This is a genomic window from Thermomicrobiales bacterium (assembly GCA_041390825.1).
In the GTDB taxonomy this organism is placed as follows: Bacteria; Chloroflexota; Chloroflexia; order Thermomicrobiales; family UBA6265; genus JAMLHN01.
Genome location: JAWKPF010000014.1, coordinates 95,460 through 107,915 on the forward strand (window position 1 = coordinate 95,460; position 12,456 = coordinate 107,915).

General features: G+C 60.2%; 11 protein-coding genes. 8 read left to right on the forward strand and 3 right to left on the reverse strand.

The genetic code is table 11. From position 1 onward, the window contains the following. Positions 1 to 174: 174 nt before the first annotated feature. Positions 175 to 2,649 carry a DNA gyrase subunit A gene (gene gyrA, locus R2855_09210; GenBank protein MEZ4531195.1) on the forward strand — a complete coding sequence of 825 codons (2,475 nt, stop codon included), beginning with the start codon at positions 175 to 177 and terminating at the stop codon, positions 2,647 to 2,649. A gap of 56 nt (positions 2,650 to 2,705) precedes the next feature. Here the strand turns inward: gyrA and R2855_09215 are convergent, their stop codons facing one another. Together R2855_09215 and R2855_09220 are read right to left on the reverse strand one after the other, a co-directional pair. Further along, the gene (locus R2855_09215; protein MEZ4531196.1) at positions 2,706 to 3,662 is read right to left on the reverse strand and encodes a hypothetical protein; all 957 of its coding nucleotides are present in this window, start codon (positions 3,660 to 3,662) and stop codon (positions 2,706 to 2,708) included. A 5-nt stretch (positions 3,663 to 3,667) separates the two neighbouring features. Continuing rightward, on the reverse strand, positions 3,668 to 4,492 hold the full coding sequence (locus tag R2855_09220) for a histidinol-phosphatase HisJ family protein (protein MEZ4531197.1): 825 nt from the start codon (positions 4,490 to 4,492) through the stop codon (positions 3,668 to 3,670). An 89-nt stretch (positions 4,493 to 4,581) separates the two neighbouring features. Between R2855_09220 and nadD the strand changes: the two genes are divergently transcribed. The 7 genes from nadD (at position 4,582) to R2855_09255 (ending at position 11,551) form a co-directional block, all read left to right on the forward strand. Then, positions 4,582 to 5,226, forward strand: coding sequence for a nicotinate-nucleotide adenylyltransferase (nadD, locus tag R2855_09225; GenBank protein ID MEZ4531198.1), 645 nt, complete (start codon positions 4,582 to 4,584; stop codon positions 5,224 to 5,226). Between the two features lie 121 nt (positions 5,227 to 5,347). Continuing rightward, positions 5,348 to 6,781, forward strand: coding sequence for a protein translocase subunit SecD (gene secD, locus R2855_09230; GenBank protein MEZ4531199.1), 1,434 nt, complete (start codon positions 5,348 to 5,350; stop codon positions 6,779 to 6,781). A gap of 12 nt (positions 6,782 to 6,793) precedes the next feature. Then, on the forward strand, positions 6,794 to 7,747 hold the full coding sequence (secF, locus tag R2855_09235) for a protein translocase subunit SecF (protein ID MEZ4531200.1): 954 nt from the start codon (positions 6,794 to 6,796) through the stop codon (positions 7,745 to 7,747). 247 nt (positions 7,748 to 7,994) lie between these two features. Next, entirely contained in the window at positions 7,995 to 8,606 is a 612-nt protein-coding gene (locus R2855_09240) for a sodium/proton-translocating pyrophosphatase (protein MEZ4531201.1), read from the forward strand. Further along, entirely contained in the window at positions 8,506 to 9,843 is a 1,338-nt protein-coding gene (locus R2855_09245) for a sodium/proton-translocating pyrophosphatase (protein ID MEZ4531202.1), read from the forward strand. Before R2855_09240 ends, R2855_09245 begins: the two co-directional genes overlap by 101 nt. Continuing rightward, positions 9,843 to 10,154 (forward strand): sodium/proton-translocating pyrophosphatase, encoded by a 312-nt coding sequence (locus R2855_09250; GenBank protein MEZ4531203.1) that lies wholly within the window; start codon positions 9,843 to 9,845, stop codon positions 10,152 to 10,154. Before R2855_09245 ends, R2855_09250 begins: the two co-directional genes overlap by 1 nt. Before the next feature lie 77 nt (positions 10,155 to 10,231). Next, positions 10,232 to 11,551 carry an NAD(P)/FAD-dependent oxidoreductase gene (locus R2855_09255; protein MEZ4531204.1) on the forward strand — a complete coding sequence of 440 codons (1,320 nt, stop codon included), beginning with the start codon at positions 10,232 to 10,234 and terminating at the stop codon, positions 11,549 to 11,551. 13 nt (positions 11,552 to 11,564) lie between these two features. On the opposite strand, the gene R2855_09260 is transcribed toward R2855_09255, so the two are convergent. After that, complete coding sequence (locus R2855_09260; GenBank protein MEZ4531205.1) at positions 11,565 to 12,455, reverse strand: MBL fold metallo-hydrolase; 891 nt, start codon at positions 12,453 to 12,455, stop codon at positions 11,565 to 11,567. Between the last annotated feature and the right edge of the window lies 1 nt (position 12,456).

A 12,456-nucleotide genomic window follows, 5' to 3' on the forward strand; every position in this document is an offset into this window, starting at 1 on the left:
TGCTCTGCCTCGTCAGTCGGCGTTTCTTGTCTGGCGTTCTCGCCACGAGATCGATGGAAATCGTCAGCAATCACGCGGAATCTGACTTGTACGAACACTCGAAATTACGCCAGGAAAATGGTAGAATTCAGGGTCATTTTGACTGCGATCTACTCTGAAAAGGATCCCTGATTCGTGGATATTGGAAACGTTCGCGTAGCGAACATCGATACCGAAGTGCGGCAGTCATATCTCGACTACGCAATGAGCGTCATCGTTCAGCGCGCGCTTCCCGATGCCCGCGACGGCCTCAAACCAGTTCACCGCCGCGTCCTCTATGCGATGTGGGAAATGGGGATGCGCTCGACCCAGCGCTACCGCAAGAGTGCCGGTACCGTTGGTGAGGTGCTCAAGAACTACCACCCCCACAGTGACGATGCCGTCTACGACACGCTCGTCCGCATGGCGCAGCCGTTCAATCTTCGCTATCCCCTCATCGATGGGCAAGGCAACTTCGGCTCGGTCGATGGCGATGGCGCGGCGGCGATGCGCTACACCGAATCGCGGCTGTCGCTCATTTCCGACGAGCTGCTGCTCGATATCGACAAGAACACCGTCGACTTCAAACCCAATTACGATGCCTCCATGGAAGAGCCGACAGTTCTTCCCGGGCGGCTACCAAACCTGCTGCTCAACGGTTCGGCCGGTATTGCCGTGGGCATGGCGACCAATATTCCGCCGCATAACCTTGGCGAACTGTGCGATGCCATTTCACATCTCATCGACAATCCGGATGCGTCCGTCGATGAGCTCATGGAACACGTGCCAGGTCCCGACTTCCCTACCGGAGGGACCATTCTCGGCACTGAAGGCATCCGCGCTGCCTATGCGACTGGCCGAGGTCGCGTCGTCATCCGCGCCAAAGCATTCGTCGAAGAGTCGGCGCGCGGCAATCGTTTCCAGATCATCGTTACCGAGCTCCCCTACCAGGTCAACAAAGCCCTCTTGCTCGAGCGCATTGCCGAACTGGTGAAGGACGGCAAGCTCGACGGGATCAGCGACCTGCGTGACGAGTCCGACCGTACCGGAATGCGAATGGTCATCGAGCTCAAACGCGATGCACAGCCGCTCAAGGTGCTCAACAACCTCTTCAAGCACACCTCGCTGCAGCAATCGTTTGGCGTCAATATGCTGGCGCTGGTGGAGCGAGGATCCCAGCCACGTATTCTCAGCCTGCGACGCGCGCTTCAGGAGTACATCGGCCACCGGCAAGAGGTCGTCGTCCGCAGAGCGGAGTACGAGCTGGAGCGCGCCCGTCGCCGCGCTCATATCCTCGAAGGGCTGCTCAAGGCGCTCGACTCCATCGATCAGATCATTGCCACGATTCGCGCCTCAGGAACGACCGAAGAAGCTCGGTCCAACCTGATGAGCGGCTTTGGATTCACCGAAATACAGGCCAACGCCATTCTCGATATGCGATTGGCGCGCCTGGCCGGTCTCGAGCGCCAGAAGATCGAAGACGAGTACAAAGAGGTCATGGCGATCATTGCGGAGCTGGAAGCGCTGCTCGCCGACCCGCAGAAAGTTCTGGCCGCGATCAAGCAGGACCTGGCATATCTCAAGGAGAAGTACGGCGACGAGCGCCGCACGATCATCCAGGATGTGTCGTCCGATCTAAGTGTCGAAGACTTGATCCCGGAAGTCGATGTGCTGGTCACGATGACCAATCGCGGCTATGTCAAGCGAATCCCGGCCGATGTCTATCGCACTCAACGCCGGGGCGGCAAAGGTGTTACCGGCCTGACCATGCGCGACGAGGACGGCGTGCAACACATCCTGGCTGCGAACACCATGGACTCCCTGCTTGTCTTTACAAACCGTGGCAAGGTCTATCAGGTGAAGGTCCACGAGCTGCCCGATGCCGGCCGCACGGCCAAGGGTCTCCCGATCGTCAACATCGTGAGCATGCTTCCGGATGAAACCGTCACGACGTTCCTCAACATTCGCGACTTTTCATCGGCGAGTTACCTCTTCTTCACGACCCGCAAGGGAACGGTGAAACGTGTGTCGCTCGACCAGTTCAAGGCCGTGCGATCCAACGGGTTGATCGCGATCGGTCTCGAGGAAGGGGACGAGCTCGTTTGGGTGCGGGTAAGTTCCGGTAGCGATGACGTCGTGCTCTCGACCAAGCTCGGGCAGGCGATCCGCTTCTCGGAAGAGGACGTCCGGCCGATGGGTCGCCCCGCCGCTGGAGTGCGCGGAATTCGTCTGGAAGAAGGCGACATGGTGATTGCGTCGGAGGTCTCGTCCGAGGGTTCAGACCTGCTCGTGATTTCCGCCAACGGATTCGGCAAGCGAACCGCGCTCAAGCACTTCCCGCTTCAGAAGCGAGGCGGAAAGGGCGTAACCGCAATGAAACGCACCGAGAAGACTGGCGACCTGGTGGGAGCGCAGATGGTTCGGCCGGACCAGACCGTCATGCTCATCAGTTCGAGCGGTCAGGTCATTCGCATGCCGGCGTCACAAATCTCGCTCATTGGGCGTGCCACCCAGGGTGTGACCGTCATGAAACCGAAACCGAACGAGGTCGTCGTATCGGTCGCGGTCAGTGACCCCTCGACAGATCGATCCGAGGAGAATGCGTCCCTGAACGGCAAGGCGATCAGCTAACGTCGTGTCTGAACGGCCGGGTGAGCATGCAGCTCGCCCGGCCATTTTCGTTCCTGCTACCGCGATCGCACAGACGCGGCGCCGGTCGCCCCTGGCGGCGCCCAGCGGCGCAACCAAACTGCAAAAATCGGCACGCTGACAACCAGCACGACCGCGGTCGCCAACATCAGGATGTAGAGAAAACGGACGATGCCACCGCTGGTTGGGTGAAAAACCGGACCCCGGTCGGCAACCCAAAGAATCAGGATTTGCAGCGCAAGCACAGCCGGTGGGATGAGCAGGCGGATTCCCACCCCGACATAGGACGATATCGCCGTCGCCACGGCGCCAAGGAGCATTGCCATCGCCACGATGCCGAGCGCCTGCTCAACGCCAATCTGCTCGCGCTCCCCAACAGCTTGGGGAATCAGGAGCGCGACCGGCAAGAAGACACGTGACGCTTGATCCGGCCGCGACCAGAATCGGGCGGCGGAAACGACCGCGAGCGCGAACGAAAAAAAGATCACCAGCAGGGTCGCCAGGACAGCCGGAATCGCGGAACCGCTTTCGATCGAGACATATGGTTCACGAATGAGCGCGACCTGGATGGCCAACATTGGGAGCAACCCGATCGAGGCAGCCAGGTGAATCGTCCATGGCTTGGCCAACGCATCAGGCCGATCGTCCCGCGTCACCAGGAATCCGACCACCTGGACCGCGGCCAGAACGATGAATGCCAATGGCATCGACCCGGCTCCCGGCAATGGCGACAGAAACCAAAGCAAGAGGGCAAGCAGTCCGGTGACCGCCGGGGAGACTGCCAGGAGGAGTTGTTCCCGCCTTCGATCGATGCGGGGCTGCTGGGCAGCCCGAACGGCTGCCCGGCTAATGCGAGGGCGCCGATTTCCGGCCGCGTCGTACTCGTCAGCCTCAGCCGGTGGTTTCCACGTCTGGGGTTTCCAATCGTCTTCCCAATCAGGCAGCCGGTCCCCAAGACCGGACTGATTCGAGCGATTGCCCCCCTGCGATCGCATGATTGTCAGGCGGCGCCACGCGCCAGGAGCTGATCGATTGGCACCGGAGTTCCCTGGCGCTCCCGAAAGGACATGACGGCGGGCACACCGCAGAGTCGCAGCATCTCGAGCGTCAGTGGCACACCCGCGCCGATCGTGCGCTCTGTGTGGGAATCGGTACCCGTGGTGATACGAGTGCCGCCCGCATCCGCATACCAGCGAACGATCGTTGGTCCAGGCATGCTCGTCTTGGGGGCCTGCCGAATGCCAGACGTGTTGATCTCGAAACCGACATTCGAGTCGATCATGGCCTGGAAAACCGGCTGCAAACGGTCACGAATATCTGCCGGTTCGTACATTCGATAGCGCTTGGGCAAATAGCGTTTCGGGATGTCCAGGTGACCAATCGAACAGAACCAACCGGTGCGCACCGCGGTCTCGATTTCCTGCAGGTATGCCGTGAACACCTCGTCGAGCGTCATTTCGTCATAGAGCGGCGGATAGATCAGACGACCGTCGCTGGCGTAGTGAACTGAGCCGATCGTGAAGTCATATCGTTCGAGATTGGCGTTCACCCATTGTTCTACCGCGTCGTACGTGTCGGTATGGAAGTCGATCTCCGCGCCGGCAAGGATTGTCAGACGATCGCCAAACTCCGCCCGCACATCATCGAGCGCCCGAAAATAGTCGTCGATACGGTAGTATCCGAAGCCAAAGTCACTCGGCTGGTGATCGATGTGATCGGTGAATGCGATCTCAGTGATGCCGGCATCGATCGCTGCAACGCAGGAGGTCGCCATGGCCGTGGCGCAATCGACCGAAAACTCGGTGTGGACGTGGTAGTCGAACAACGCAAACCTCTCTCCATCGAATCTGCTCCGACGCCGGCCAACTATACCAGCGCCCCTTACAGACTGGTCTGCTTGCGGTCGACGCGCATATGAGCGACCGCACACCGAAAATCGGCTTCTTCGGGGGCACGTTCGACCCCATCCATCACGGCCACCTGATTCTGGCGTCTTATGCTGTGAGCGGAGCCGGGTTGGATCGATTGCTGTTTGCTCCCGCCGCCGATCCCCCGCACAAGGACCGGCGCGTCTCACCCGTTTCGGACCGGATCGAAATGTTGCTCCGTGCTATCGATCCCGATCCGCGTTTCGAGATGACCACGGTTGATCTCGACCGAGAAGGACCCCACTACTCGGCCGATACCCTCGCGATTTTGGCGGCGCAGAATCCGGGAGCGAAGATCTACTTCTTGATGGGAAGCGACTCCTATCGCGATCTTCCTCGCTGGCATGAGCCAATGAGACTATTTGACCACGCCGATCTTCTGGTGGGGTTGCGGCCGAAAAGCACATTCGATGAGGTGGAACTCGCGCGTGCGCTTCCTCCAACGCGCGTGCAGACGACCTTTGTCGATATTCCGCTAATCGAGATCTCCTCGACCGAAGTGCGCCACCGTGTGTCGCAAGCGCTCCCAATCGACTACCTCGTCCCACATGCCGTGCAACGCTATATCGAGGCGAATGGTCTCTACCTCGACGCGCACGAGGTGTTCACCAACCGCCAGATAGTCGATTGACCGTCCTTCGCGCCACGCCCTATACTCCGGCAGAGCGGCCCCTGCGATGTACGGGGTCTTTATTTTGGTCGCGCGCAGTGCCGAGAGACCTGATCCCCGCGCCGCGACTGGAGTGCCATCGTTGAAAATCTCTCCCTGGATAACACTCGCATTCATCGTCGTCCTCACCCTCTTCGCGGGTTGGGTCGCGCTCCCCGGCGAAGATCTCGACGTCGGCTCGTTCAAGGCGGACCACCCGATCCAGGAAGGACTGGACCTGCAAGGCGGCGTCCAGGTATTGCTGGAAGCACGTCCGGCCGAGGGCCAGAAGCTGGATTCGGACACGCTGTCCGGCACGCGTGACACCATCGAACGGCGAGTTGGCGGTTTGGGGGTCAGCGAACCGCTGGTTCAGACTCGTGGCAATAATCAGATCATCGTCGAGCTTCCCGGCGTCACCGACCCGGAAGAAGCTGTCGAGGTCGTGCGCCAGACCGCATTGCTCGAGATCATCGACACGAACGGCCAGGTGCTCCCGGCCGGAACGATCGTCAACACCACGCTTGGTTCCGCGTCGAGCACTACGCCGGGTTCCCCCACAGCCGTGGACGGATCCCCAGTCGCATCGCCAGAGGCTTCTCCAGTAGCATCGATGGACGACACCGCGGCTGATGGGCCGGTGTTCCAAACCATCATCTCCGGGTCCGATCTCAAGGACGCCTACCGCGCGACTGGTCCGTTGGGTCAGGTGGTCGTCGGCTTCGAACTGAACGGAGACGCTGCTGACCGGTTCTACGACTTCACCAGCCAGAACATCGGCCGTCCGATGTCGATCGTCATCGACAAGACCGTCATTTCCTCCCCGGTCATCAACGGAGCCATTTCCGATCAGGGGCAAATCGAGGGCATCGCTCCGGCCGATGTCGACAACCTGGTGGTCCAGCTGAAGGCAGGAGCGTTGGCGGTTCCGCTCGAAGTCGTCCAGAGCCGTGTTGTTGGCCCTTCGCTCGGTCAGGATTCGATCGACAAGAGTCTCACTGCGGCCATCATCGGACTCGGCACCGTTGCCCTGTTCATGATCATTTACTACCGCCTGCCGGGATTCCTGTCCGTGATTGCGCTCGGGATCTACACGCTGCTGGTGCTCGCGTTGTTCAAACTCATTCCGGTCACCTTGACGCTTGCGGGCATCGCCGGTTTCGTCTTGTCGATCGGTATGGCGGTCGACGCAAACATCCTCATCTTCTCGAGACTAAAAGAGGAGTTACGGCTCGGTAGACCGGCATCCCAAGCGGTCGAGAACGGCTTTGCGCATGCCTGGCCGTCGATTCGCGACTCGAACATTACGTCGATGATTACCGCCGCAATCCTCTATTGGTTCGGCCAATACACTGGCGCCACCATCATCACCGGGTTCGCACTGACGCTCTTCATCGGCGTCGCGGTGAGTATGTTCACCGCGTACACCGTCACGCGCACCTTCCTGCGCCTCGTGCTCAGTTCGACCCGCATTCACAACACCTGGTGGCTTGGCACCACGCGCAAGTCGGTGGCCAGCTCGAGCGCCGCGGACTAGGGGAAGCAGATCGTGATCGAACATCTCGCGACGTATCGCAAATGGTGGTATCTCCTCTCGATCATCATCATCCTCCCGGGGCTCGTTTCGCTGATCATCAACGGGCTCGACCTTGGGATCGATTTCACCGGCGGAACGATCTGGGAGATTCAGTTCGACAAGTCGGTTTCGACCGAGGAAGTCAAGAACGTGCTCGCTCAGTACGGCGTCGACGATTCGGTCGTCCAGACGTCGTCGGAAGACGGTGGCACGGACAATGTCGCCATCATCCGCATGGAGGAGATGGCGACTCCATCTGAACTCAAGACCCAGCTTACCGAAGCGCTGACAGACCAGATCGGGCCGTTCACAGAACTGCAGATCTCGACGGTGGGATCGTCCGTGAGCGATCAGGTTGCCACTCGCTCGATCCTGGCGATTGCTGTGGCGTCGCTGGGTATCCTGGCCTATATCGCGTTCGCGTTCCGAAACACTCAACGTCCGCTGCATTACGGCGCCGCGGCAATCATCGGCATGCTGCACGATGTCTTCCTGGTGCTCGGCGTCTTCTCGATCCTTGGATGGTTGTTCGGTGTGCAGGTCGACGCGCTCTTCGTCACCGCGATTCTGACCATCATTGGATTCTCGGTGCACGACACCATCGTGGTCTTTGACCGTATCCGGGAGAATCTCGCCCGGCAATCCGATCCCACATTCGAAGGCATCGTGAACTACAGTCTCGCCCAAACGATCGTGCGTTCGGTCAACACCTCGCTGACGGTTGTGTTCACGCTGCTGGCGCTCTTCCTCTTTGGCGGCGAATCGACCCGCACCTTTGTTCTGGCATTGCTCATCGGCGTCATCAGCGGCACCTACTCATCGATCTTCAACGCCGCCCAGATCCTCGTGTCCTGGGAAGAGCATGACTTTCGGAAGTGGCGCGAGTCCCGCAAGCGCGGTGCTCCTGCCGTCGCACCATCTCGGTAATGCAGTTCCGATTGCGACGTCCTGATTGTGGAGACGGCACAACCCGACGACGGTGGTAAACTTCGTGGTCGCGCCGGGAGGAGAAACGGTGCGGACAATCCACGCGAAACGGCTGCATCAGCCTGTGAGTGACTCTTCGAAGCGGCAAGGTTCTGCTCGCGAAGAGCCACTTTTGTGTGTACCACGGTAGAGCGAAACTGCTTTTGGCACTAGCCGGTTCGCGCATGCGGGAATCGAGGAGGGGAACTTGGACGATATTCGTTCGTATCTCGCGCCAGTCATCATCATTGGCGTCATAGCGATCATCTTCGCGATCTATCTTGCTCGCGATGTGATGCGGAAGGATACGGGCACCCCGGAAATGCGGGACATCTCCGACCGCATCTTCGAAGGGGCGCTTGCCTATCTGAAGCGTCAGTACCGGACGATTGCGCTCCTCGCTATCGTCGTTGCCGTGGTGCTCGGCGTCCTCGTCTACTTCTTCGAGAACGATCACCAGTCCACGCGGGCCCTGGTGACATCGATCTCGTTCCTCTTTGGAGCCGCCCTTTCCGGCATCTCGGGGTTCATCGGGATGTATGTGGCGGTGCGCTCCAACATCCGAACCGCAGCGGGCGCTCGCAAGAGCCTGGCCGACGCGATGAACGTCGCGTTGCGCGGTGGCGCAGTGTCCGGGTTCCTGGTGGTTGCCCTGGCGCTCCTCGGTGTGGCGGGTGTCTACCTGGTCGTCTACCAGTTCGCTGAAGGCGCTGCCGACCGTGGCGGAAACGCCGTACTGGATCGTCGGATTCGCGTTTGGCGCCAGCTTTGTGGCGCTCTTTGCCCAACTTGGCGGCGGTATTTACACCAAGGCTGCTGATGTTGGCGCCGACCTGGTCGGCAAGTTCGAAGCGGGCATTCCGGAAGACGATCCGCGCAACCCGGCAGTGATCGCCGATCTCGTCGGCGACAACGTCGGTGACTGCGCTGGCCGCGGCGCCGACCTGTTCGAGTCGTCATCAGCCGAGTTCATCGGCGCGATGGTCCTCGGTGTCGCCTCTATGGCCAAGGCCTCCGGCTCCGGTGACGACAACATCGCCTGGATCTTCTTCCCGCTGCTCGTCGGCGCTGTCGGCGTGATCTGTTCGCTGATTGGCCTTCTGTCGGTCCGTCCCAAGGGAGCCATCACCGACCCGATGGGCGAGCTGAACAAGGGCTTCTATGTCGTCTCCGCGCTTGCTGTGGTGGGACTCTTCGCTGTCAGCTACTGGGTGCTCCCCTATGGGCAGTGGCAGTTCGCTGTTTGCGGCGTCATCGGGATCGTGACATCGATCGCGTTCCTCTTCATCACGCAGTACTACACCGCGGGAACCTATCGACCGGTTCGTGAGATCGCCGAACAATCGCGGCGCGGCGTCGCGACCAACATGATTTCTGGTCTTTCGGTCGGTATGGAGACCACGGGTCTTCCGGCGATCGTCATTTCGGCCGCGTTGCTCGCGTCGTATGCCATTGGCCACTCTGTCGAGTTCCCGACTGATGCAGCAGTCTCCGCGGGCATTTTCGGCACCGCGGTGGCGACCATGGGTATGCTCATGTCGGCCGCATACATCCTGGCAATGGACACGTTCGGACCCATTACCGACAACGCCGGCGGTATCGTCGAGATGTCGGATCAGCCGGAGTCGGTCCGCGATGTGACCGATGCGCTGGACTCGGTGGGCAATACCACCAAGGCGCTCACCAAGGGCTACGCCGTCGGAACTGCCGCTCTGGCCGCATTCCTGCTCTTCTCGGCCTTCCTGGAAGAGGTCAATCGCTTCAAGGGCGTTGGCAATGAAGTCGAGCGCGTGGTCAATGTCGCCGAGCCGAAGGTCTTCGTTGGCGGTCTCATCGGCGCGATGATCGTGTTCCTCTTCACCTCGCTCGCCATTCGCGCGGTCGGCAATGCCGCCGGCGACATGATCGAAGAGGTTCGTCGCCAATTCAAAGCCGACCCCGGCATCATCGCTGGCACATCCCAGCCCGACTACGCACGCTGCGTCGATATCTCGGTTCGCTCCGCGCTGCGCGAAATGGTGCTGCCGGACTCGTACTTGCCGTCGCGGGTCCGGTAGTGGTTGGCACGGCTCTGGGATGGGAAGCTGCTGCCGGACTGCTCATGATCGGCACCATTGCTGGCGTGCTCATGGCGCTCTTCCTGAACAACGGTGGTGGCGCCTGGGACAACGCGAAGAAGTACATCGAAGCCGGCAATCTCAAGGATGACAACGGCAACGTCCTCGGCAAGGGCTCCGACGCCCACAATGCCGCGGTCGTGGGTGATACCGTCGGTGACCCGTTCAAGGACACTGCCGGCCCGTCGCTCCATGTGTTGATCAAGCTCTTCGCGACAATCACGCTGGTGCTGGCGCCACTCTTCATCTAGGATTTCACTTTGCGACACACAGAGAGCGGTTCGCCAATGCGGACCGCTCTTTGTTTGAGAAGTAGAGGACGAGCGGAATGACCGAGCGGAAACGGATTGCAATCGTCGGCGGCGGGATTGCCGGGCTCACGGCCGCCCTTCGACTCGCGCAGTCGGGACACGAGGTCACGCTTTGGGAGCGAGCGCCCAAATTCGGCGGACAGGCCGGAGCGTTCGAGGTAGAAGGCGGCAAGCTCGAGTACTTCTATCACCATCTCTTCCAAAGCGACACACAGATCACCGAACTCATCCAGGAGCTCGGTATTGGCGATCGGCTGGCCTGGCTTCCCTCGAATGTCGGCTACTTCGCGGATGGCACGATCTATCCGCTCAATGGCGCGAAGGACCTTCTGACGCTACCCATCCTCCCCTTCCATGACCGCATCAGGGTGGGACTGGTGACGGCGTACCTGCAGCGAGTCAAGAACTGGAAACCATACGAACAGGTCACCGCCAAGCAGTGGCTCACCCGGGCAATGGGCGAACGCGCCTATTCTCGGACGTTCGGCGCGCAACTGGACGCGAAGTTCGGACGCTACGCCGACCAGATCGCCATGGTTTGGTTCTGGGGGAAGATCTGGCTGCGCACCACATCGAGACGCTCGCCGCTCGAAGGAGAAAAGCTCGGCTATCCCATCGGCAGCTTCGATGTGGTCATCGACGCGATCGTCGAAGGGGCGCGTAACGCCGGAGCAACGTTGATTTCGGGCGTCGGTCCCTCGAAACTCGAACAAGCAGCGGACGGTTCCTGGATCGTCAGGATCGACGGCCAGGATGACCAAACGTTTGATGCAGTGATCGGGTCTGTTCCGTCGCCCATCTTCGCGAAGCTGGCTCCGCAGCTGCCGGAGGACTATCGCGCCAAGCTCCTGGCGCTCGACTACGAAGCGGCGGTCGTGGTTCTGCTCGAAATGGATCGCGCGCTTTCGGATGTTTACTGGATGAATATCGCTGATCCATCGATGCCATTCACGGCCATCATCGAGCACACGAACTTCGTCGCGCCGGGCAACTACAACGGAAAACATTACGTCTATTTGAGCAAGTATCTCGAGCCAGACAATCCGTACTTCACGATGCCCGACACGGACGTGATCGACGCTTATCTGCCGCACCTGCGCAAGGTCAACAAGTCGTTCGAGAAGAGCTGGATCAGCAACTACTGGGTCTTCCGGGAGCGGGCAGCGCAACCGATCATCACGCTGAACTACAGTGAGCGCCTCCCCGACCACCGCACACCGCTCTCGGGACTCTATCTGGCGAACACCAGCCAAATCTATCCGGAAGACCGCGGCACAAATTACTCTGTGCGGCTTGGCAACGATATCGCGGCGATGGTGAAGGCCGATCTCGCGTAGCCAGCCAGATGAGCTACGTTCGCCACCACAGGGTCTGATATCCCTCGACCGCGCTTTCCAGCGCTCCCTGGCCGTGTAGATAGCTCAGAAACGCATAGAACGTCGGATGGAGCAGGAAATAGGCTGCGTGATCGCTCACAGGCGCATCGAAGCTCGCGAGCACTTTAGCCATCAAGTCGCTCGCGGTCGCCGGCGACTGCGCGAACTCCTGCAGTCGGCTGGTCACCTCGAGGACAAGCGATCGATTCAGCAAGAGCACATCCTCGATCGATTCCGCAACCGGGCCGTGTCCCGGAACGATCCAGTCCGCGTCGACTCCCCGAGCGGTTTCGATGGCATTCAGATGGTCACCCACTGCATACAGGTATGGAATTCGGTACTTCTCCAGCACCGATTCCGGCAACGCCACATCGGCGCTGAAAAAGACGCCGTCGACCTTGAAACCCAACTGGTTCGGGGAATGGCCAGCGAGTGGAATCACCTTGAAGGGCACATCTTCGATCACGAAGGCATCGGCTGAGATGATGGTATCTACCGGGCTCGCGTCAGCAAGCAAGAACCGGCTGCGCAACATCGATGGCGGGTCCGCTCCAGCGTAGAGCAACGACGGTTGCAGGATCGGATAGCGAATGATTGCTTCGTCGATTGCCGGTGCATAGACCTTGGCGCCGGTCCGCTTGACGACCGTCGCGTTTGCCCCGAAGTGATCGGCATGCGCATGGGTGGTCACAATGGCGACAATGGTTCCGTTCAGTTCCTGAATCGCCTTGATCGCCTTCTTGCCGCTTGTGTCGTTGAGCCCGGTGTCGATCAGGATGTATCGGTCATTGGCAGCGCGCACTACCCCCACATTGACCGCGCCGGGGACGTAACCCACCTGTTCGGTCAAGAACTCGACTGTCATC

Bases quoted from the DNA above. Each gene is read 5' to 3' on its own strand.
- R2855_09215 (MEZ4531196.1), bottom strand. From the start codon at position 3,662: ATGCGATCGCAGGGGGGCAATCGCTCGAATCAGTCCGGTCTTGGGGAC.
- R2855_09255 (MEZ4531204.1), top strand. From the start codon at position 10,232: ATGACCGAGCGGAAACGGATTGCAATCGTCGGCGGCGGGATTGCCGGG.
- nadD (MEZ4531198.1), top strand. From the start codon at position 4,582: ATGAGCGACCGCACACCGAAAATCGGCTTCTTCGGGGGCACGTTCGAC.
- R2855_09260 (MEZ4531205.1), bottom strand. From the start codon at position 12,455: ATGACAGTCGAGTTCTTGACCGAACAGGTGGGTTACGTCCCCGGCGCG.